The following is a 22,291-nucleotide window of genomic DNA, read 5'->3' as shown; positions in this document are numbered from 1 at the left end:
TGCCAACCAATTAGGCTGACACACTTTTATTGATTATTGTGTTGGCGGTTCTAAATAAATGCCAATTTTTTCAGCCCTTTTCACCCATAGTTGTCGAGCAAGTTTCTGCATATCTTCTACTTTGTCGCCCTCATCGAGAATCTCGATACCTAGCAATGTTTCAACGACATCTTCTAAAGTAACGACCCCTTTAGTATCTCCAAACTCACCCACGACCAATGCAATATGTTGTCTTTGTTCCAACAAAACTTCCATTAATTTTGATAATGGTGTTTTTGCCATAACCGTAACAATTTCTCTTTTGAAGTCGCTAATTATTCGACTACCCTGACCTTGGTTCTTTGCAACCAATAAATCTTCACGCAAAACAAAGCCAACAACGCTATCCAAGTCTTGATCATAAATTGGCAGTCTTGAAAAATTTGAGCTTTTTGGGGCAGATAAAACTTCATCAACTGTTAAATCTTTTTGTAATGCCGACACTACTACACGAGGCGTCATGACAGTGCTCGCATCCAAAGATTTAAAGAGGAAAAGATTTCGAATGATTTTAGACTCTCGATCATTCAACATGCCTTCTTCTTTACCAATCCCAGCCATCGCAACAAACTCATCACGACTAAACTGATTTGCTTTGGTACCGCCAGAAATTAACTTAGTTAACTTTTCCGAGATCACGATTAAAGGATACATGGCTTTAATTAAGAAATTAACATAAACGCCAGTTGGTCCAGCAAGTTGACGCCAATACACCGCACCTAATGTTTTTGGAACAATTTCCGAAACAAACAGGATGAGTAAGGTCATTACTGCGGAGAAAACACCAAACCAAACCTCACCAAAAACAGACGTTGCTTTTGCGCCTGCACCAATCGCACCGACTGTATGTGCAATGGTATTGACGGTTAAAATAGCAGCCAATGATTGGTCAATATTGTCTTCTTTCAAGCGTCTTAATTGCTCAGCCTTTTTAGGCTTGGTCTCTTTAAGCCTCGCAATGTAGCTTGGTGTGATACTTAATAATGTTGCTTCTGCAATCGAACACAAAAAAGAAAAAAGTAATGCTAAAACGACATACAGCAGTAAAAGCAAAAGATCGCCATGAAAAATGGAAGCGAATGAAAATTGATGAACGGTTTCAGAAATTAAACTGGGAGTATCCATATGCGAACTTGGTTTTTAACCACAGATTCCTTATATAACTTAGGAAATTCATCCTACGGTTTACCCATAACCAAGTCAATTCTTTGGATATATTTTGTATCTATTCTAAAAATATTACTATCTTTTACTTAAAAAATAGCAATATTTATCGTAGTCAGTTTTAGTTTTACTTCGGAGAAGTATTGCCTAACGCTGGATTATCAATTGCATCTTTACACTGTGCCTTATCACGCTCGTAGTCAGCTTGTTTTTGGCTCGAAGCGGTTGGATTGTCTTTTACTTCTCTCGCCCAAGTATCCAAACTTGTTAAAGCCTTACGACATAAGGCATATTTCCCTTCCGTCACCGAATCAGTCATTTTCACATTAATACGCCAATCTGTACTAAGCTGACGCAATGGTTTTCTTACTTTATCTTCGATTTCTGTTGTTTGTTTCTGATAAACAATTGGATCAATTTGATTGATTAAATCCCATGCTGCATTTGCATATGTTGTCGCATCATTACTCAATTTTGGTGCTGGTTTAATTTCAACCTTTTTTTCAGCTTCATTATTTGAGTTCCCGCATGCAGTCATTAGAACTGTACTGCATAGCATCAAAGCCACAAGATGAGTTTTTCTGTTCAACATATCTAACCAAATCGTCGATGAAACATTTGCCCATAATCCTAGTCAATTCAGTTGCAATACTCAATCATTGTTACCTTTTTATCATCGAAGTCTGATCAACCTGAGATTTATCAATTTTATGCTAAGGTTAGACCCATAATTGTCTTCAAAATAATTAAATCACTTGGAATCATATATTCATGTCACAAATCAAAATTTATGCATTGAGCAAAACGATTGATCAATACCGAAACTTACTTTCTGAAGCTATTCATGATGCCTTGGTCGAAAGCTTAAATTATCCAATTGAAAAGAGGTTTCAGCGCTTTATCCGTCTTGAAACAGATGACTTTATTTATCCTACAGATCGTAGTGATCACTACACCATTATTGAGATATCAATGTTCGAAGGTCGGACAATCGAAGCCAAGAAAAAACTGATCCAAACTCTATTTTCTAATATTTATCAACACTGTGGTATTTCAGCACAAGACATTGAAATTACAATATTTGAAACACCTAGAAGTAATTGGGGAATTCGAGGTCAAAATGCTAATGAACTTCTGCTGAATTACCAAGTCAATGTCTAATTCTGAAAAAACAGATTTAGATCATCTTTTTTGTCTAACAAAAACAACTTTTTTTGTATCACACAAGCTTAACTCAGCAACAAGTTCTGCTATGCTTAAACACAAATTACTCAGGATAGGATTATTCGCATGAGCGTCACTCTTGGAACTCCACTTCAATCTTCTGCATTTAAGGTTTTACTGTTAGGTTCTGGAGAGCTTGGGAAAGAAGTTGTTATTTCTTTACAACGCTTAGGTGTCGAAGTTCATGCAGCTGATCGCTATGATCACGCACCTGCAATGCAAGTAGCACATTATTCTTATACATTGAATATGGCTGATCCTGTTGAATTAAAAAAACTTATCGAAGAAATAAAACCCAATTTAATTGTCCCTGAAATCGAAGCGATTGCAACTGAGGTTTTAGTTGAAATTGAACAGAGTCAAACAGCTACAGTCATTCCATCAGCAAAAGCTGTCAACCTCACCATGAACCGTGAAGGTATTCGTCGCTTAGCTGCAGAAGAGTTAGGACTGCCAACATCTGCTTACCGTTTTGCAAGTACTTTAGAAAGCTTCCGCGCGGCTTGTGATGATATTGGTTATCCAAATTTCGTTAAACCTGTTATGTCTTCATCAGGTAAAGGTCAATCTCGCGTAAAAAGCTTTGATGAAGTCGATGCTGCTTGGGATTATGCGATGCAAGGTGGCCGCGTAAATCAAGGGACTGTGATTATCGAGTCTCAAATTGACTTCGATTTTGAAATTACGCTTTTAACTGTTCGCGCCAAAAATCCTGAAACTACCGAAATCGAAACCCATTACTGTGATCCGATTGGTCACCGTCAAGATGCGGGTGATTATGTTGAAAGTTGGCAACCTCAACCAATGACAGCTGCGGCTTTAGATGAAGCAAAACGTATTGCAAATAAAGTAACAACTGCTTTAGGCGGTTGCGGTATTTTTGGTGTAGAGTTATTCGTAAAAGGCGATAAAGTTTGGTTTAGCGAAGTATCGCCTCGCCCACATGACACAGGCTTAGTGACTTTAGCTTCTCAATTCCAAAGCGAATTTGAATTACATGCGCGTGCAATTTTAGGTTTACCTGTAAATACAGAGCGCCATAGTGTTGCTGCAAGTGCAGTGATCTATGCAGGTGTAGATGCGAAAAATCTTAGCTTTACTGGCTTAGATCTTGCTTTGGCAAATCCGAATACAGATTTACGCTTATTTGGAAAACCAGAAGGCTTCAAACGCCGTCGTATGGGTGTTGCAACAGCGCGTGCCGAAAATACAGATTTAGCGCGTGAGTTGGCACAACATGCCGCTGACCAAGTGAGTGTTCAAACAAACGCTTAAACCACCTGAATCCTGAGCCACAATCAAGTGGTTTCAGGATAAAGAAAGACTTTGATAGAAGAACATTTTCATGATCAATACATCTCCATTGTTGAACTACGTCACCAGTCATCATGATATTCAAGCCATTAATCAATGGCGAACAGAAGTAGAGAAACAATTACAAGAGAGTTATGAAAATGGACAACCTATCCGTGAAGTCATCAAAGCTCGATCAAACTCTATTGATGAAGCTCTGATTTTTTTATGGAATCACGCAGGTTTAGATCAAACTGAATTAGGTTTATTTGCTGTCGGCGGTTATGGCCGCCGTGAAATGCTGCCTTATTCAGATACCGACATTATGATTTTATCAGAAGATGAAATTAGTGAGGAGCAAGGTAAACTCATTTCTGCTTTTATTTCATCACTTTGGGATGTTGGAAATTTTAAACCGGGTACCAGTGTTCGTACCATTCAAAACTGCGTAGATCAAGCTGCAAATGATCTAACTGTTGCAACCACACTGATTGAAGCTCGTCTGATAACAGGCAATGAACAACTTGCTAAATGGCCACGTCGTATCGTTGCGCAAACATGGACGGATAAAACTTTCTATGATGCCAAAATGCAAGAGCAAGCAAAAAGATATGCGCAGCACAACAATACTGAAAGCAATTTAGAACCTGATATTAAAAATGCACCCGGCGGTATCAGAGATATTAATCAAATCGGTTGGATTGCTAAGCGCCATTTCCGTGTCAATCGTATCTATGACCTTGTACATCTCGGTTTTATTACTGAGTTTGAGCTGGGAGTTCTCGAAGAAGCTGAAAGCTTTTTATGGGAAATTCGTACCCATTTACATCGTTTAGCCAAGCGTGATGAAAATCGATTATTGTTTGAATATCAACGTGACATTGCTGCAAAATTTGGCTATGTGCGTGAAGAAGGTCAGCCTGTCAATTTCGCTGTTGAACAGTTCATGAAGCGTTATTATCGGACTGCTCAGCAAATTTCTACTTTAAACGAAATGCTACTCGCCTACTTCAATGAATCAGTGATTACGCCACGTTTGACCGATTATGAACGTGAAATTGAAGACATTAATGATCGTTTCAAAATTGTAGATGGCAAACTTGCTGTTCAACACCATAAGGTTTTCTCTGAAGAACCAAGTGCAATTTTAGAAATCTTTTATCTACTTGCAAATCGCCCAGAAATTACAGGTATTCGTGCCCGTACCTTACGCTTGTTAGTTTTAGCTGCAAAACGTATCGATCAACGTTTCCGTGACAATCCTGAACACCAAGCCTTGTTTATGTCGATTATTCGCTCACCACATCGATTATACGACACTATGGTTGCGATGAAACGATATGGTGTTCTAGGCAATTATATTCCCGCTTTCGGGCAAATTATGGGATTGATGCAATACGATCTTTTCCATATTTATACCGTCGATGCCCATACCCTACTTTTACTACGTAACCTCAGTCGTTTTAAAGAACCTGAGTTTGCTAAAGACTTCCCTGTCGTCAGTTCAGTATTCCAACGTATTGCTCGACATGACATTGTTTATTTAGCAGCAATTTTCCATGATATTGCCAAAGGTCGCGGTGGTGATCACAGTGAACTCGGGGCAATCGATGCAATTGAATTCTGCCGCACGCATGGCTTTACTGAACGTGAATGTAAACTCGTTGCATGGTTAATCAACAATCACCTACTGATGTCACTTACTGCACAGAAAAAAGATATTTCTGACCCTGATGAAGTCAAAGAGTTCGCTGAAAAAGTCGGTGACATGGAGCACTTAGACTACTTGTACACATTGACTGTTGCAGATATTAATGCCACAAATCCTAAGCTTTGGAATACATGGCGTGCTTCATTGATGCGTCAACTCTACACCTATGCGCGTGATGTCATTCGTTCTGGTTTAGGCCGACCTGTTGATTATCAAATGCTCATTGAAGATACTAAATTCGCTGCCAGTGAATTGCTTGTAAATGATTTTTCATTAGCCGAAGTCGAAAAAGTTTGGCAAGAACTTGGTGATGAATATTTCGTAAAAGAATCTGCCAATGAAATTGCATGGCACACGCAAGCTATTTTACAACACGGTGATAATCCAGAGCCGTTGGTCTTGTTACGTGCACATCGAAATGCAGCACAAGATGCAGTGCAAATCTTTATCTACACTCGCGATCAAGCAAATCTCTTTGCAACAACCGTTGCTGTATTGGATCGCATGAATCTCGATGTTCAAGACGCAAAAATTATCACGGCAAGTACAGATTTTAGTTTAGATACTTACTTGGTACTCGATCGTTTCGGCACATTATTGACAGACCCTGAACGTGAACGAAAAGTTAAATCTGCACTGGTCGATGCATTGAGTCATTCAGATCAGTATCCGGGGATCATGCAACGTCGGATTCCTCGTCATTTACGTCATTTTGACATTCAAAATACAGTTGATATCGTACTTAACCCAGCCTTACAACAACATATGGTAGAAATTTCTACACTCGATCAACCGGGTTTGTTAGCGCGTATTGGTGCGTTATTTATGTTGCAAGGTCTCGATATTCACTCAGCCAAAATTGCAACGTTGGGCGAGCGTGCGGAAGATATTTTCTTTGTCACCAAGAAAAATGGTGTACTGCTGAATGACGAAGAAGTTAAACTTTTTGCGGAAACCTTGAAAGCTGCTTTAGATGAAGCATCTAATCAAATTTGTAATCCATCTTAGAATCCTACTGAATCCTTCTTTTCAAAAGAAGGATTCTCCACACTTATCTTGGGTAATTGTTTAAATGAACTCCAGCTTGTCTCTATTGCATCCTTATCCATTTGAAAAGTTAAACCAACTTTTCAAAGATGTGCAACCTGCAAATCTGCCTTTGATTCCACTATCAATTGGTGAGCCAAAACATCCTGCGCCTGAGTTCGTTAAACAAGCGATTATTGCAAATTTTGCACATTTATCGACTTATCCAAATAGCAAAGGCTTACCTGAACTGCGTCAAAGTATTGCAAAATGGCTCACTCAGCGCTTCAAATTGAATCAAATTAGTGCAGAAGATCATATCTTGCCTGTTTCTGGTACACGCGAAGGTATTTTTTCTTTTGTTCAAGCATTAATTAAGCGCGAAGATGCACCTTATATCGTTATGCCAAATCCTTTCTATCAGATTTATGAAGGTGCGGCATTGCTCTCAGGCGCAAAACCTTACTTCATTAACTGTACAGAAGAAAATGGATATCTAGGTGATTTTGATGCTGTTCCTGCTGAAGTTTGGGAAAAAACAGCATTATTATTTGTATGTACACCGGGCAATCCAACGGGTGCAGTGTTATCAAAAGAACAATTTAAAAAGCTGATTGCACTTTCAGATCAATACAACTTTGTAATTGCTTCTGATGAATGCTATTCAGAGCTTTGGTTTGATCAAGCACCTATTGGTCTACTAGAAGTGTGCGCAGAAATAGGACGAGACGATTATAAAAACTGTATCGTATTCCACTCACTTTCTAAACGCTCAAATTTGCCGGGTATGCGTTCTGGTTTTGTTGCAGGTGATGCGGCTTTGTTAAAACCATATTTGCAATATCGTACTTATCATGGCGCGGCAATGCCAGTGCAGCATCAATTAGCATCTATTGCTGCTTGGGATGATGAAACACATGTTGAAGAAAATCGTAAGCAATACCGTGCAAAGTTTGAGTTATTCCAATCTGAACTTGGACATTTACTTCCATTGCAAAAACCTGATGCGGGCTTCTACTATTGGCTGAAAGTGGATAATGACGAAACTTTTGCAAAATTACTCCTAGAAAAAGCCAATATTAAAGTTTTACCTGGGCGTTATTTATCTCGTGATACAGAACAAGGTAATCCGGGTGAAGGTCATGTCCGTATGGCATTGGTCGCAGATCTAGCGCAATGTGAAGAAGTTGTTAAACGCTTGAAAAATATTTTATAGCCTACTATTAAGAATCCACGTAACAACGTGGATTCTTTTATCACGGACTAACTCTGACCTACAATTAAAATCAATCCAATCATTACCATAAGCCCTCCTGAAATTCGACTAACAATTTTGACCGCATAAGGTCGGGTACTTAATAGTTTCTTTGCAGCAAACCCAACTAAAACGTAGACAATCGCACAACTAATTAAATGAATGACCCCAAGTGACATGATTTGCGCGGTTGGAGACAATGCCATTTGCGGATGAATAAATGGTGGTAGTAAAGCAAAGAAAAGTAATAAAACCTTTGGATTTAAGCCACTAATTCCAATACCTTTAATCAACCATAATTTAGCAGAATCTAATGCAACATTTTGATCTGAATGATTTGAAATAACAGCAGGTTTAATCAGTAAATTTATCCCCATCCACAACAAATAGCATGCACCTGCAATGGTCAGCCCTGTTAACAAAACAGGATAATGGCTGAGCAAAGCCCCCACTCCAGCAGCAACACAGAGAATGGCAATAAAATGCCCCAGCACCAAACCTGTAACAGCAGTGACGATAAATTTACCCTTTATACCTGCCAAAATCGCATACGCCCAATCCGCCCCAGGTGTTAAGACAAATAAAATGGAAACACACCAGAAAGCAAGAACAACATTCATTTCCATAATTGCACCTAGAGCAGCAAAGCAAATTACTTTTGAAATCAGAATTTATTTTTCACCAAATGGTGAAGACTGGTTTGAGAGAATATGCTTTAATGATGGAAATGTTCTTTCAAATGTTTCTACATTTTAAAAGCTATAGGGTAAATTCTTCTATATGGATCGCACTGATAAGAAAATTCTTGCTGAACTTCAAGCCAATGGGCGATTATCTGTTACAGAACTCGCTGAAAGGGTTGGCTTAAGCCTATCCCCTTGTCACCGTCGAGTGAAGGCATTAGAAGAACTGGGAATTATTAAAGGCTATCATGCTGATCTGGATGCTTCGCAAATTGGCTTTAATTTTTCCGCGATTATTTTCGTGACGTTAAAAGATGGTGATAAGAAAGCCTTATCAAATTTTGAAGAGAAAGTCAGTGATATTGCTAATGTGATTCAAGCTCAACGCTTATTTGGCAATCCAGACTATTTATTACATGTCGTAGCTAAAGACTTAGCCAGCTTCCAAAAACTTTATGATGATAGCTTATCTGCACTGCCTAATGTTCAACGATTAACCTCAACTATTGTGATGAAAAATGTAGTGACCAATCGTTTGCTACCGCTCTAACTAAAACGGATGGTGTGCATCTATTAATTTTTGCATCCATCCATCCGTGATTGACCATCTGTTGAAATCTTCGTCTATACTTAGCCATCAATATTAAGTTAACTATGGAAAGATGGCTTCTCAAACTCCTCAGAAAACTAAGAAAAAAGTTTGGTTTATATTAGCAATCATCATCGTAATTTTAATGATCGGTGTCGTGATTTGGCAAGTTAAGGCTGATAAAAATACAGCCAAAAACAAAGATCAAAACGATGGCAATTTATCGCCTAAGGCTGCATTAACAGTAACGGTAATTCAACCAGAAGTTCAGAACTGGAAGCAAACCTTTACAGCCAATGGAAATATCGCAGCTTGGCAAGAAGTTGTTATTAGTAGTGAGCTTTCGGGACAACGACTAACAAAGGTTAATGTCAATGTAGGCGATAAAGTTCGTCGTGGGCAAGTTCTGGCCGAAATCAATAGCGATACGATTCGAGCCGATTTAGCGGCTGCAAAAGCAAGCTATACAGAAGCACAGGCAGTTTTAGCCGATGCAATTACCAATAATAAACGCATCCAGCAACTTAAAAATACAGGTGCGATTTCTGCACAAGAATCCACCCAATATCAAACCTCGCAAGCGACTGCTCAAGCTCGTCTTGATGCTGCGAAAGCACAAATAGATAGTAATCAGCTTCGTTTAGCTCAGACTCAGATTGTCGCACCAGACAATGGTGTCATCTCAGCACGTACCGCTACTGTTGGATCACTTGCTCAAACAGGTCAAGAGCTATTCCGCCTGATCAGAGATCAGCGATTGGAGTGGCGTGCTGAAGTCACTTCTGAAGATTTATACAAGTTAAAAGAAGGCATGAATGCTCGTGTCTTCTCTCCTGATCCAGCTCAACCAGCAGTTTCAGGTAAGGTGCGTATGATTGCTCCTGTGATTGATCCGCAGACTCGTTATGGCTTGGTTTATGTTGACCTACCAACAACACAAGCTGTTCGGATGGGCATGTTTGTAAAAGGCGAATTTGATTTAGGCCAAAAATCGGCGCTCACGATTCCACAGACTGCGTTGCTGTTACGCGATGGCTTTTCTTATATATTTATCGTCGATCAGCAAAACCGTGTCAGCCAACAGAAAGTTTCTGTTGGACGTCGCGTTGGTGATCGGGTTGAAATCTTAGATTTGGCAAATAGTAATGTCAAACTCGTTTCATCAGGCACAGGCTTCTTAACCGATGGTGATTTGGTGACGATCGCTAAAGATATTCCTGAAACACCATTGACCAAACAGCTTGTAACCGAATAGGAGAATTAAAATGAATTTCTCCGCTTGGTCAATCCGAAATCCGATTCCCGGCATTCTGCTCTTCATTATGTTGGGTTTGGCAGGTCTACTTTGTTTTCACTGGATGAAAATCCAACAGTTTCCAGACATTGAATTACCGATGGTGACTGTCACGGCAGCACTTCCCGGTGCAGCACCACCACAACTTGAGACAGAAGTTGCCCGAAAAATAGAAAACTCAATAGCAACCTTACAAGGATTAAGAAATCAATACACTAAAATTCAAGATGGTGTAGTAACTGTCACAGCCGAATTTCAATTAGAGAAACCCTTACAAGAAGCCGTTGATGATGTGCGCAACGCTGTTTCACAAGTTCGCTCTGATCTTCCTGCTGATTTAAGAGATCCAATTGTTAGTAAAATTAATCTATCCGGCTCTCCTATTCTCACATATACCATCCAATCTCCGAAGATGGATGAAGAAGCCCTGTCATGGTTTGTAGACTATGATATCTCGCGTGCGATGCTTCAAGTTAAAGGTGTTGGAGCTGTTTCTCGCGTTGGCGGTGTTACCCGCCAAGTTGAAGTAGAACTTGATCCAGAAAAACTGTTAGCACTGAATGCAACGGCAACAGATATTACACGCCAACTTAGACTAACACAGCAAGATGCTTCTGGTGGTCAAACCAAGATTGGGGGTAGCGAACAGTCCATTCGTACCATTGCAACGGTAAAAACTGCTGATGAAATTGGTTCAATGGATATTGCACTAAGTGATGGACGTCATATTCGCTTAGATCAAGTTGCAAAAATTCATGATGGCATTGCTGAAAGACGCTCCGCAGCACTGTTAAATGGCAAACCTGTTATTGGTTTTGAAATCACTCGCAGTAAAGGTGCAAGTGAAGTCGATGTTGAAAAAGGCGTAATCGAAGCACTGGATAAACTCAAAGCTGCGCACCCTGATATAAAAATTACAGAAGCATTTAACTTCGTAAAACCTGTAGCTGATAACTACAAAGGATCAATGTCACTGTTATATGAAGGTGCAATTTTAGCGATTTTAGTGGTTTGGTTATTCTTACGTGATTGGCGAGCAACAATTATTGCTGCAACCGCTCTACCACTTTCAATCCTACCTGCCATGATTGGTATGTATTACTTTGGATTTACACTAAATACCGTAACCCTACTTGCAATGTCCTTGGTTGTCGGCATCTTGGTCGATGATGCAATTGTTGAAATTGAAAATATCATTCGACATTTGAGGATGGGTAAAACACCTTACGAAGCAGCAATGGAAGCTGCTGATGAAATTGGCCTCGCTGTCATTGCAACGACATTCACCTTGATTGCAGTGTTCTTACCAACTGCATTTATGAGCGGTATAGCCGGTAAATTCTTTGTTCAATTTGGTTGGACTGCTGCGCTTGCGATCTTTGCATCATTACTCGTCGCTCGCCTACTGACCCCAATGATGTCTGCATATATTCTCAAGCCTTGGGTGGGCAAAATAGACACAACTGAAGAAAATCAAATTGCTTTAAATGACCAAGGAACAACTCGATTAGCCCATGATCGTTCTAAAGATGGACATGTTATGCGTGGCTATATGAGTTTAGTGACTTGGTGTCTAAATCATCGTTGGGTTACCCTATTCGGTGCGATTGCCTTTTTTATTGGCTCAGTGATGCTGATTCCATTACTCCCAACAGGCTTTGTGCCACCGCCAGATACAGGTCAAACACAAGTCCGCCTTGAGCTAACACCAGGCTCACAATTTGCCGATACGTTAAAAACGGCGGAATATGCGCGTGATTTAATTAAAGATCATCCTGAAATAAAAAGCATTTACACTACGATTGGTGGTGGTGCGGCGGGAACTGATCCGTTTGCGGGTGGTGCATCAACAGAACCTCGTAAAGCAACGCTAACGATCCAAACCACAGAACGATCAGATCGAAGCGCAAGTTTACAAGATATTGAAAATGAAATACGTCAACGACTTTCCCCTGTGCCCGGAGCACGTATTCAAGTTGGTTTAGCTGGAAATAATAGCCAATACCAACTTTCACTTTCAGGTGATGATCCTGAAACTTTAATGTCAACCGCACGTAAGCTAGAACGTGAATTACGCACGATTCCTAATATCGGTAGTATTACTTCAAGTGCTGCATTGATTCGACCTGAGTTGGTGATTCGACCTGATTTTGCGAAAGCCGCTGATTTAGGTGTTACTACTTATGACATTGCTGAAACTTTACGTATCGCGACGGCGGGAGATTTTGATCAAAACTTAGCGAAACTCAACCTCTCGCAACGCCAAGTTCCTATCGTAATCAAACTACCGTTACAAGCACGTCAAGATCAGGAACTCATGAAACGGCTCATGGTTAAAGGTAGTCGTGGTCCAATTATGCTCGGTACGATTGCGGAGGTGAATATTGAAAGTGGGCCTTCTCAAATTGATCGCTTCAATCGTTTGCGTAACATTAACTTCAACATTGAACTCAACAATCAACCTTTAGGTGATGTTGCTGCCAAAGTTGATCAATTGCCAACGATGAAAAATCTACCACCAACAGTAAAACGCACCAACATCGGTGATGCAGAAGTCATGCAAGAGTTATTCTCAAGCTTTGGCTTGGCAATGTTAACTGGCGTACTCTGTATCTATGTCGTTTTAGTCCTTCTATTCAAAGACTTCTTACAGCCAATTACGATTTTGGTTGCATTGCCTTTATCACTCGGCGGTGCATTTGTTTTACTCCTTTTAGCAAAAAGTAGTTTCTCTATGCCAAGTTTAATTGGCCTGATTATGCTAATGGGTATCGCAAGTAAGAACTCGATTCTGCTCGTGGACTACGCGATTATTGCAAGAAAGGAAAAAGAATATTCTAGGATAAATGCCCTATTAGATGCCTGCCATAAGCGTGCACGTCCGATCATCATGACGACGCTAGCAATGGGCGCTGGCATGTTACCCATTGCACTTGGGATTGGTACAGACCCAAGTTTCCGTGCGCCAATGGCAATCTCAGTTATAGGTGGATTAATTACCAGTACATTCTTATCTTTACTGGTAATTCCTGTGGTATATACATTCATTGATGATATCAATCGAAAATTGCATAGTTTTAGAAAAACCAAGCAGCAACCGATTGAGTCATCGTAATCATTTACTCAGAAAAGACGGTTTAATCACCGTCTTTTTTATTTAGGAAAATACCAGCACCAACATGAAAAAGAGAAAGCTCGTACCAGCAAGATAATACAAATGATGAATATGCTGATTTAACCATGATAAATAAATATTCGAACTCATGAATTGCACAATACTTAGATTCCAAATCAGTACCAAAAGGACCATCCATGAACAAATCAAAAAGTTTTGAACAAAATTATATTGAGGATAAATCAAGATCACCAAAACGCTATAAAACATCAGATTTTTAGGATTTAATAAACTCGAAAGTAATCCTAGTAGAAAAGACTTGAATAGATTTTCATTCGGATGAACATAAGACGTATTTTCCGATTGACCTCGAATAATCTGACTAAGGCGAGCCGATCGAAAGCATTGAACAGCAAGATATATAAAATAAAATGCCCCTAACCATTTCATCCCTATCAATAATTCAGTTTTTACTGCACCAATAATAAATAAACTGCAATAAATAACCACTAAAATAATGGCATTACCTAACGCAATACCAAAACAAGTCACTCGTGCTGCAACTTTCTGAATTTGCAAAAGAGTTTTTAAAATTAAAAAGAAGTCTGCCCCGGGCATCAGTAATGCAATGAAATGTGTTACTGCAATGGTCAGAAAAAGCTCCATAGATCTACTCCTAAAAAATCAGGAGCTAGAGTAAAAAAGTGCTGAATTATGTTCTTGTATAAAATTGCGAGGATTACGCTTTTTTAGAATATTGCTTAGGAGTTACACCAGTCAGCTTTTTAAAAACACGATGAAAATGACTCTGATCAACAAACTCAAGCTCATATGCCACTTGAGCAATATCAGCACCAACTTTCAATCGTTCACGCGCTTGATTGATCTTGTGATTCAGTTGATAGGCATGCGGTGTGAAACCAAAATAATGTTTAAATAAGCGAATCAACGCATAGCGGCTGATTTTCATTTTTTCAGCTAAATGCGTTAAAGATAAATCCTCAACATCTGACTGAAGATGGAGAATCAAATCTGGTAAATATTGCTGAAAATAACCAGAAAAACTTATGCTTTCCCACTCAAAATTCGGTATAAGAATCTCGGTTAAAACCTGAATGAGAGATTGTTCTTTTTCGAATAGTGAAATTTTTTTATCAAACAAGATGTTATTTAATTCAGTAAAAGCTTCATAAACTTTAACATGATGAATAATCTTTGGTCTTAGTTTTGGAAAAGATGTAATCTGCTGAGTGCATGTTTTGCCAATTTCTATCTCTAACTCGTTTAACAGCCTCATTAACCATGCTGCATCAAGATGCATCATTTGGTAGCTCCATGCTTGATTAGAGAATGGATTACATGAGTGTTCAACATGTGCAGGAATAACAACGATACTTTTAGCTTTGATTATTTCATTTTTGCCAAAAGCACTTGAAAAACAACTTTGCCCTTCATCCACAGCACCAATTGAAAATGTGGGATGGCTGTGTGATTGATAACATATGCGACTTTGACATGCCCTACGTGTTTCAACATAAGGCATGGCTGGATGAGTCCAAAATTCAACCGTTGAGTCCAAACAGAAACCTCAATTAATTCTGGGATAGCAACACTTACTTTGATAATGCCTTTTCAATATCAGCTTCTAATGCTTCTGGTTTAGTTGTTGGTGCATAACGCCCTAAAACCTCACCATTGCGTCCAACTAAAAACTTAGTGAAATTCCACTTAATATTACGACTACCTAAAATTCCCTTTGCCTCTCGTGTTAAATAACGAAAAATAACATGCGCCTCAGGCCCTTTTACATCCACTTTAGCAAACATTGGGAAATTCACCCCATAATTACGCTGGCAAAATGAACCGATCTCTTTATTTGTTCCTGGGTCTTGTCCCCCGAATTGATTGCAAGGAAAACCTAATACCTCTAAACCTTGAGATTTATATTTTTCATAGAGTTTCTCAAGCCCTGCAAATTGTGGTGTAAACCCACATTTACTTGCAGTATTTACAATCAGCATGACCTTGCCTTTATAATCAGCAAATGCCTTTGTTTCTCCCTCTAACAATTCAGCTTCAAACTGATAAATGTTACTCATGGATAAGTTTCCTCGTCATTCTTTTCTTGTGTTTTAAGTTGTAATGATGCCGAATTCACGCAATAACGCAGTCCCGTCGGCTGTGGGCCATCCTCAAACACATGACCCAAATGTGCCTCGCAATCATGGCAGACTATTTCTGTTCTGACCATACCATGCGATAAATCTTCATGTTCATCTATTGCTGTGCCATCGATTGGTCTGAAAAAGCTTGGCCAACCACATCCACTGTCGTATTTCGTTTCTGATGTAAATAACTCAGCACCACAACAACGACATACATATATACCTTGTTGCTTACTATTCCAATATTGTCCTGTAAATGCTGGTTCTGTGCCTTTTTGACGAGTAATACGATATTCTTCTGCGGATAATTCTCTTTGCCACTCGCGATCCGTCTTATTTACTTTACCCATAACCTGCACCTTTTATTCTGTTGTTAAAGTTCAGGTTTTATATTTACGCCATTCAAAACAAAAACTCTAGTCTCAGATCGTACAATTTCTTATATTTTGAATGCTTAATATTAGATAGCAAATAGTGAGCAAATTTAAAAAATAAAAGTAAGCAAAATTTATTTACTTTATCTTTCAAGTAAGCAAAGATAGTGTTATTCTTATTCAGCTCGGTTGTATAGGACAAAAAATGTCACAGAAAAAAAGTGTGGTTTTTAAAAATCTTTTACCAACCATCAGGCAATATCAACAATCAGGCTTTACCCATGAAAAGATTGTTGAATTACTGAGAGATCAACACAACCTGAATTTGGTTACAGTCGAAACCTTTAAGAGTTACTTATACCGATATGCAAAGGTGAGCCCTTCTATGTCTAAGAATACTGCTACATCCCACTCAGCTCAAACTACTAGAGAAATCAAAAAATCATCTAAACTTGAGCATGTTTGTTACGACATTCGTGGACCAGTATTGCGCGCCGCCAATGAAATGGAAGAGCAAGGGCATAAAATCATCAAGCTCAATATCGGCAACCCTGCTCCATTTGGTTTTGAAGCACCACAAGAAATTATTAATGACGTTGCCTTAAACCTGCCGAATGCAATTGGTTATACAGATTCAAAAGGTATCTTCCCTGCGCGTAAAGCGATTTGCCAGTATTATCAGCAAAAAGGCATTTTCGATATGCATGTCAATGATGTATACGTTGGCAATGGTGTATCTGAACTCATCGTAATGGCAATGCAAGGTTTATTGGATGACGGCGATGAAATGCTCGTTCCAATGCCTGACTATCCATTATGGACAGCCGCTGTCAATCTTTCTGGTGGTACAGCAATTCATTATAAATGTGATGAAGAAAACTACTGGTATCCTGATATTGCGGATATGGAAAGTAAAATCACGCCAAATACCCGTGGTATCGTTGTTATCAATCCAAATAACCCAACTGGTGCTGTTTACCCACGGCATGTATTAGAACAAATCGTTGCTTTAGCTAAAAAACATGATTTGATTTTATTTGCAGATGAAATTTACGACAAAATCATTTATGACGGTATCGAGCATGTTGCTTTAGCAGCATTGGCTGGTGATCAGCTTTGTATCTCATTCAATGGTTTATCTAAAGCTTATCGTATAGCAGGTTATCGTGCGGGTTGGATGGCGATAACTGGTGACAAGAAACGTGCTGCTGACTATATTGAAGGTTTAGATATGTTGGCTTCAATGCGTCTTTGCGCCAACCATCAAGCACAATATGCAATTCAAACAGCTCTAGGTGGCTATCAGTCTATTAATGATTTGATTCGTCCAGGCGGTCGCCTCTATGAACAACGTAATATTGCTTGGGAAATGTTAAATGAAATTCCAGGTGTAAGCTGTGTAAAACCTGAAGGCGCAATGTATTGCTTCCCTCGACTTGATCCTGAAATTTATCCTGTAGAAGATGATGAGAAGTTAATGCTCGATTTATTAACTGCAGAAAAAGTCTTATTGGTTCAAGGTACTGGTTTTAACTGGCCAACACCAGATCACTTCCGCGTAGTATTCTTACCTGCGGAGAACGAATTACGTGAAGCAATTAATCGTTTAAGTCGTTTCTTATCAAAGATGCGTTAAACATAAAAAGAGGAAGCTTCAATGCTTCCTCTTTTTATAACTCTAAATCACTTTGGTTATTGCAACTCATCCCACTGATCTTCGTATTGTTGAGAAATCTCTGTGTTCTTGGTTAAACCAAAGCCGCCTTTTCCAAACAATCTAGCGAGATCTAATAAGCAATCATTTTCACCTTGCTCAACCGCAAGCTCGTAATACGCAGCTGCTTTCGTATAGTTTTTTGCTACGCCTTTGCCCTCTTCATAAATATAAGCAATATTAGATGAACCTAAACCATTCTCAGCTTCTGATGCTAAAGTAAATAATCTAAGTGCTTCTTTATAATCTTGTTTAATTCCACCTTTACCTTCTAAATAGTAAATACCCAAGTTATTGATAGCAGCAGGTTCGCCTTGTTTTACCGCCAAACGGTAATATGCAAGGGCTTTCTTCAAATCTTGCGGAACACCTTCAATACCATCATTATATAAATGACCAAGTTCTGCTTGAGCAATATCTAGTCCAGCATCCGCTGACTTTGTCATCCACTCCAAACCTTTTTTAGTATTTACAGTAACGCCGTCATCACCATACAGGTAAAGAAAACCGAGATAGTATTGCGCATAGAGCTGACCTTTCTGAGCCGCTTGTGTATACCATTTCAGAGCAGTTGGATTATCTTCCTCAACACCTTCGCCATAATCATACATATAACCAACTGAGAAAAGTGCATCTGCATTGCCCTTTGCAGCCGCTTTTTTAAACCAGTCTAAAGCTTTATCAAAGTCTTTCTCAACGTCATAGCCATAGTAATAAGCATCCCCTAAATTATTTTGAGCGACCGCATCCCCTGATTTTGCTTGCTGTACTAACTCCTGACTAAATACAACGTCCTCAGCATGAGCAACATCCCATAAACTGCTCATTAATAATATGGAAAGAGCGATATTCTTTAATTTCATTATGTGACTCACTTTGCTACATTTTTATACGAATACATTCTATCTACAAATCAATCTTAGTACATCATTATTTATAAACACTGAAAATTCATACGTTAAATTTTAACTTTTTTTAAAATCATTTACGGCGAACTACGGTTTGCCAAAATATTAGGCATGTCATTTTGGGTTTGCGTGCTAAACTATGCGTTGGTTTGAAAACAGGATATTCCTTCTATGCAGTTTGTTCATCTCGGTATTCATACAGAATTTTCGATCACCGAATCGATTGTTCGCATACCAGATTTGGTCAAAGTTGCAGTCGCTGAAGAAATGCCTGCTTTAGCCATTACTGACCTATCGAACCTACATGCCGCGGTCAAATTTTATGGTGCTTGCCTCGGCAAAGGTATTAAACCGATTATGGGAAGTGTCATTCGCTTAAATGATGCTGAGCATAAAGCAACCCTATTGGCAATGAGCAATACAGGTTGGCGAAATCTCACAGAAATCGTTTCTCGCGGATTTATTGAAGGTCAACAACTGAGTATTCCATGCATTCAAAAAGAATGGGTACTTGAGCAATCAGAAGATTTAATCATTCTTTTAGGCCAACACAGTGATGTTGGCCGAATGCTATGCTCATCAAATCCGCAAAAGGCAGAACCATTATTAGAAGCGTGGATTGAAAAATTTGGTAATCGTGTGTATCTCGCCCTCACCCGTACCAATCGTAGTGGTGAAGAGGATTTTATTCAGCAAGCAGTAAAACTTGCAGCAAAATATCAAATTGGCGTCGTTGCGCATAATGACGTTCACTTTGTTGAACAAGATGACTTTGAAGCACATGAAGCACGTGTATGTATTGCTGATGGTTATGTATTAGGCGATGATAAACGACCTAAAAACTATAGTACTGAACAATATTTCAAAACAGCTGAGCAAATGTCTGAACTATTTTCAGATATTCCTAGTGCAATCGAAAACACCTATCAAATTGCAAAACGATGCAACGTTGAGTTGCAGTTAGGTACTTATTTCTTACCAGACTTTCCTATTCCCGATGGTTATACCATCGATACTTATTTCGAACATTTATCCCGTGAAGGTCTAGAAGAACGCTTAAATCATCTTTATCCAATCGCTGAACGTGATGAAGACTGGGCTGACATTCGTAAGCCTTACGATGAACGAATTAAGTATGAAGTCGACATTATCTTGAAAATGGGCTTTCCTGGCTACTTCTTAATTGTCATGGACTTCATTCAGTGGGCAAAAAATAATGGTGTGCCTGTTGGACCGGGTCGTGGTTCTGGTGCAGGCTCTTTAGTCGCTTATAGCTTAAAAATTACAGACCTTGATCCACTTCGTTACGATCTACTCTTCGAACGTTTCTTGAATCCAGAACGTGTTTCGATGCCCGACTTCGATGTCGATTTCTGTATCGCAGGTCGTGACCGTGTTATTGAATATGTGGCACAAAACTATGGTCGTCAGGCTGTTTCACAGATTGCAACCTTTGGTACGATGGCCGCAAAAGGTGCGATTCGAGACGTTGCACGTGTCTTGGGTAAATCTTATGGTTTAGCAGATCGCATCTCGAAAATGGTTCCAACTAAGCCGCTCGGAGTTGACTTAAAGCAAGCAATTGAACTTGAACCTCAACTCAAAGATATTGTCACCAACCCTGCTAACCCAGATAATGATGATGCCAGTGAAATTTGGGAAATGGCACTTAAACTCGAAGGTATTACACGTAATACAGGTAAGCATGCGGGTGGTGTGGTCATTGCGCCGGGTAAAATTACTGATTACTCTGCCGTGCTGTGTGATGCAGATGGTACTAACCGTGTTGCACAATACGATAAAGATGACGTTGAAGCTGCGGGTCTAGTTAAGTTCGACTTCTTGGGTTTGCGTAACTTAACTGTAATTGAAGATGCGGTTCAGAATATTAATAAGCGCATCAAATCCGAAGTACCCCTCAATATTTCCAATGTGCCTTTAGATGATAAAGATGCATACTTAGTCTTTGCTGAAGCCAATACAACCGCGGTATTCCAGTTTGAATCCGTCGGTATGAAAAAAATGCTAAAAGAAGCAAGGCCAAGCAAATTCGAAGAAATTATTGCATTCGTATCCTTATACCGTCCGGGTCCGATGGATCTAATCCCCGACTTCATCCATCGTATGCATGGTGGAGAGTTTGAATACCTACACCCTTTACTAGAAGGTGTCCTTGAACCTACTTACGGGATCATGGTTTACCAAGAACAGGTCATGCAAGCTGCTCAGTTCTGCGCGGGTTATACGCTTGGCGGTGCAGATTTACTTCGCCGTGCAATGGGTAAGAAAAAACCTGAAGAAATGGTGAAACAACGCCAAATCTTTATTAAAGGTGCTGCTGAAAAAGAGATTGACGAAGCCACTGCCAACCATATTTTCGACTACATGGAAAAGTTTGCAGGTTATGGCTTTAACAAATCCCATGCCGCCGCGTATGCACTGGTTGCCTACCATACAGCTTGGTTAAAAGCGCATTATCCAGCTGAATTTATGGCTGCGGTGATGTCATCGGAAATGCAAAACACCGATAGTGTCGTGTTCTTGATTGATGACTGCCGTAATAACAAATTAGAAGTGCTTCCACCCTCTGTAAATATGTCGCTCTATCACTTCCATGCAAGTGATGAACAAACGATTGTTTATGGTTTAGGCGCGATCAAAGGCGTTGGTGAGCAAGCTATGCAATCTGTGATTGATTCACGGGTTAATGACGGACCTTATAAAGATCTATTTGATTTCTGCCATCGTATTGACCTTAAAAAAATCAATAAACGTACCCTTGAAGCACTTATTCGAGCAGGTGCATTGGATTGTCTTGGTATCGAACGCTCAAGTTTAATGGCGCAACTTCCTGAAGCTGTTCAAGCAGCTGAACAAGCGCGGAGCAACCGTGAAACAGGTATCATGGACCTGTTTGGTGAAGTTGAAGAGGTTCAACGTAAACCTGCTAAACCTGTAAAACCATGGTCTGATGAAATTCGCTTAAAAGGTGAAAAAGATACACTTGGTTTGTATTTAACAGGTCATCCAATTGATGTTTATCGCCCTGAATTGAAATCATTTATCCCTGCAAAACTCAATGAAGTTACACCGACACGTCGTGGTCTAACCACAGTATTTGCAGGTCTAGTACTAGATGTCGCAAACTTCCCAAATCGCATCATGATCACGCTTGATGATGGTACAGCGCGTATTGAAGTCAGTTGTAATCACGAACGCTTCCAACGTTACAAAGATATTGTTCGCTTAGAGCAGGTTGTGGTCATTGAAGGTGAAATCTACGAGCGTGAAGGCTTTGATCGTCCGATGGCTCGATTAAGCAAAGCTTTTAACTTAAATGAAATTCGCCAAAAGCGTGCACAAAGCATTCAAATTCGTTTGCCAAATGATTTAATAACCAAAACATTAGCCAAAGATTTACAGAATATGTTGCTACCTTATTGCAATGTCGATATGTGCCAACATATCGGCATACATATACAAGTAGAGCAAAGTTTTGCAACGGCTGAATTACATCTAGGCCCTCAATGGAAAGTTGCACCACTAGATGAATTACTGGGTAAATTACGTGATTACTTTGGTAAAGAAGCGATTCACATCGAATACCAAGTCAAATCAAAAGCGGCTAAAGCGGTTGAAACACCCAAAGTCAGTGTTGTTGCCCCACCGCCTGCAAATATGTCAATGGATGAAGCTTTAGATCTTTATCAAGCCGAAGTCTCTCAATACTCTTAATT

Annotated in this window: 17 protein-coding genes; 9 read left to right on the top strand and 8 right to left on the bottom strand. The window is 39.5% G+C overall.

Going from position 1 to position 22,291, the window contains the following annotated elements:
* Nucleotides 1–33: 33 nt before the first annotated feature.
* Complete coding sequence (locus F959_RS07735; RefSeq protein ID WP_004878856.1) at nucleotides 34–1,164, bottom strand: CNNM domain-containing protein; 1,131 nt, start codon at nucleotides 1,162–1,164, stop codon at nucleotides 34–36.
* A 166-nt stretch (nucleotides 1,165–1,330) separates the two neighbouring features.
* Entirely contained in the window at nucleotides 1,331–1,795 is a 465-nt protein-coding gene (locus F959_RS07730; RefSeq protein WP_029424882.1) for a hypothetical protein, read from the bottom strand.
* A 179-nt stretch (nucleotides 1,796–1,974) separates the two neighbouring features.
* Here F959_RS07730 and F959_RS07725 point away from each other — a divergent pair, with 179 nt between their 5' ends.
* The 4 genes from F959_RS07725 (at nucleotide 1,975) to dapC (ending at nucleotide 7,673) form a co-directional block, all read left to right on the top strand.
* On the top strand, nucleotides 1,975–2,364 hold the full coding sequence (locus F959_RS07725; protein ID WP_004878852.1) for a tautomerase family protein: 390 nt from the start codon (nucleotides 1,975–1,977) through the stop codon (nucleotides 2,362–2,364).
* Nucleotides 2,365–2,484: 120 nt separating this feature from the next.
* A complete protein-coding gene (gene purT / locus F959_RS07720; protein ID WP_171056597.1) occupies nucleotides 2,485–3,702 on the top strand; it encodes a formate-dependent phosphoribosylglycinamide formyltransferase in 1,218 nt (405 codons plus the stop codon).
* Nucleotides 3,703–3,772: 70 nt separating this feature from the next.
* Nucleotides 3,773–6,439 (top strand): [protein-PII] uridylyltransferase, encoded by a 2,667-nt coding sequence (gene glnD / locus F959_RS07715; protein WP_004878848.1) that lies wholly within the window; start codon nucleotides 3,773–3,775, stop codon nucleotides 6,437–6,439.
* 64 nt (nucleotides 6,440–6,503) lie between these two features.
* Complete coding sequence (gene dapC / locus F959_RS07710) at nucleotides 6,504–7,673, top strand: succinyldiaminopimelate transaminase (RefSeq protein WP_004878846.1); 1,170 nt, start codon at nucleotides 6,504–6,506, stop codon at nucleotides 7,671–7,673.
* A gap of 47 nt (nucleotides 7,674–7,720) precedes the next feature.
* Here dapC and F959_RS07705 read toward each other — a convergent pair whose 3' ends face one another.
* Nucleotides 7,721–8,338: a LysE family translocator gene (locus F959_RS07705; RefSeq protein ID WP_004878844.1), complete on the bottom strand. Its 618-nt coding sequence runs from the start codon at nucleotides 8,336–8,338 to the stop codon at nucleotides 7,721–7,723.
* Between the two features lie 154 nt (nucleotides 8,339–8,492).
* Here F959_RS07705 and F959_RS07700 point away from each other — a divergent pair, with 154 nt between their 5' ends.
* From F959_RS07700 to F959_RS07690, 3 genes are all read left to right on the top strand, one after another.
* Entirely contained in the window at nucleotides 8,493–8,945 is a 453-nt protein-coding gene (locus F959_RS07700; protein ID WP_004878842.1) for an Lrp/AsnC family transcriptional regulator, read from the top strand.
* Between the two features lie 112 nt (nucleotides 8,946–9,057).
* Nucleotides 9,058–10,239 (top strand): efflux RND transporter periplasmic adaptor subunit, encoded by a 1,182-nt coding sequence (locus F959_RS07695; protein ID WP_004878840.1) that lies wholly within the window; start codon nucleotides 9,058–9,060, stop codon nucleotides 10,237–10,239.
* Between the two features lie 10 nt (nucleotides 10,240–10,249).
* Nucleotides 10,250–13,393 carry an efflux RND transporter permease subunit gene (locus F959_RS07690; RefSeq protein ID WP_004878838.1) on the top strand — a complete coding sequence of 1,048 codons (3,144 nt, stop codon included), beginning with the start codon at nucleotides 10,250–10,252 and terminating at the stop codon, nucleotides 13,391–13,393.
* A 42-nt stretch (nucleotides 13,394–13,435) separates the two neighbouring features.
* On the opposite strand, the gene F959_RS07685 is transcribed toward F959_RS07690, so the two are convergent.
* The 4 genes from F959_RS07685 to msrB form a co-directional block, all read right to left on the bottom strand.
* Nucleotides 13,436–14,059 (bottom strand): LysE family translocator, encoded by a 624-nt coding sequence (locus F959_RS07685; RefSeq protein WP_004878836.1) that lies wholly within the window; start codon nucleotides 14,057–14,059, stop codon nucleotides 13,436–13,438.
* A gap of 73 nt (nucleotides 14,060–14,132) precedes the next feature.
* A complete protein-coding gene (locus tag F959_RS07680; protein WP_004878835.1) occupies nucleotides 14,133–14,972 on the bottom strand; it encodes an AraC family transcriptional regulator in 840 nt (279 codons plus the stop codon).
* Between the two features lie 34 nt (nucleotides 14,973–15,006).
* Nucleotides 15,007–15,492, bottom strand: coding sequence for a glutathione peroxidase (locus F959_RS07675; RefSeq protein WP_004878832.1), 486 nt, complete (start codon nucleotides 15,490–15,492; stop codon nucleotides 15,007–15,009).
* On the bottom strand, nucleotides 15,489–15,908 hold the full coding sequence (msrB, locus tag F959_RS07670) for a peptide-methionine (R)-S-oxide reductase MsrB (RefSeq protein ID WP_004878830.1): 420 nt from the start codon (nucleotides 15,906–15,908) through the stop codon (nucleotides 15,489–15,491). Before msrB ends, F959_RS07675 begins: the two co-directional genes overlap by 4 nt.
* 229 nt (nucleotides 15,909–16,137) lie before the next feature.
* On the opposite strand from msrB, the gene F959_RS07665 reads away from it, so the two are divergent.
* A complete protein-coding gene (locus F959_RS07665; RefSeq protein WP_004878829.1) occupies nucleotides 16,138–17,568 on the top strand; it encodes a pyridoxal phosphate-dependent aminotransferase in 1,431 nt (476 codons plus the stop codon).
* Nucleotides 17,569–17,624: 56 nt separating this feature from the next.
* On the opposite strand, the gene F959_RS07660 is transcribed toward F959_RS07665, so the two are convergent.
* Nucleotides 17,625–18,509 (bottom strand): tetratricopeptide repeat protein, encoded by an 885-nt coding sequence (locus tag F959_RS07660; protein WP_004878826.1) that lies wholly within the window; start codon nucleotides 18,507–18,509, stop codon nucleotides 17,625–17,627.
* A 216-nt stretch (nucleotides 18,510–18,725) separates the two neighbouring features.
* On the opposite strand from F959_RS07660, the gene dnaE reads away from it, so the two are divergent.
* Nucleotides 18,726–22,289, top strand: coding sequence for a DNA polymerase III subunit alpha (dnaE, locus tag F959_RS07655; RefSeq protein ID WP_004878822.1), 3,564 nt, complete (start codon nucleotides 18,726–18,728; stop codon nucleotides 22,287–22,289).
* The last annotated feature ends 2 nt before the right edge of the window (nucleotides 22,290–22,291 follow it).

It is taken from the genome of Acinetobacter venetianus RAG-1 = CIP 110063 (assembly GCF_000368585.1).
In the GTDB taxonomy this organism is placed as follows: domain Bacteria; phylum Pseudomonadota; class Gammaproteobacteria; order Pseudomonadales; family Moraxellaceae; genus Acinetobacter; species Acinetobacter venetianus.
This window is presented reverse-complemented; position numbering and strand designations above follow the sequence as displayed.

Excerpts from the sequence above, each read along its gene's own strand:
- F959_RS07735 (WP_004878856.1), bottom strand. The coding sequence starts at position 1,164 with ATGGATACTCCCAGTTTAATTTCTGAAACCGTTCATCAATTTTCATTC.
- F959_RS07730 (WP_029424882.1), bottom strand. The coding sequence starts at position 1,795 with ATGTTGAACAGAAAAACTCATCTTGTGGCTTTGATGCTATGCAGTACA.
- F959_RS07725 (WP_004878852.1), top strand. The coding sequence starts at position 1,975 with ATGTCACAAATCAAAATTTATGCATTGAGCAAAACGATTGATCAATAC.
- glnD (WP_004878848.1), top strand. The coding sequence starts at position 3,773 with ATGATCAATACATCTCCATTGTTGAACTACGTCACCAGTCATCATGAT.
- dapC (WP_004878846.1), top strand. The coding sequence starts at position 6,504 with ATGAACTCCAGCTTGTCTCTATTGCATCCTTATCCATTTGAAAAGTTA.
- F959_RS07705 (WP_004878844.1), bottom strand. The coding sequence starts at position 8,338 with ATGGAAATGAATGTTGTTCTTGCTTTCTGGTGTGTTTCCATTTTATTT.
- F959_RS07700 (WP_004878842.1), top strand. The coding sequence starts at position 8,493 with ATGGATCGCACTGATAAGAAAATTCTTGCTGAACTTCAAGCCAATGGG.
- F959_RS07695 (WP_004878840.1), top strand. The coding sequence starts at position 9,058 with ATGGCTTCTCAAACTCCTCAGAAAACTAAGAAAAAAGTTTGGTTTATA.
- F959_RS07690 (WP_004878838.1), top strand. The coding sequence starts at position 10,250 with ATGAATTTCTCCGCTTGGTCAATCCGAAATCCGATTCCCGGCATTCTG.
- F959_RS07685 (WP_004878836.1), bottom strand. The coding sequence starts at position 14,059 with ATGGAGCTTTTTCTGACCATTGCAGTAACACATTTCATTGCATTACTG.
- F959_RS07675 (WP_004878832.1), bottom strand. The coding sequence starts at position 15,492 with ATGAGTAACATTTATCAGTTTGAAGCTGAATTGTTAGAGGGAGAAACA.
- msrB (WP_004878830.1), bottom strand. The coding sequence starts at position 15,908 with ATGGGTAAAGTAAATAAGACGGATCGCGAGTGGCAAAGAGAATTATCC.
- F959_RS07665 (WP_004878829.1), top strand. The coding sequence starts at position 16,138 with ATGTCACAGAAAAAAAGTGTGGTTTTTAAAAATCTTTTACCAACCATC.
- F959_RS07660 (WP_004878826.1), bottom strand. The coding sequence starts at position 18,509 with ATGAAATTAAAGAATATCGCTCTTTCCATATTATTAATGAGCAGTTTA.
- dnaE (WP_004878822.1), top strand. The coding sequence starts at position 18,726 with ATGCAGTTTGTTCATCTCGGTATTCATACAGAATTTTCGATCACCGAA.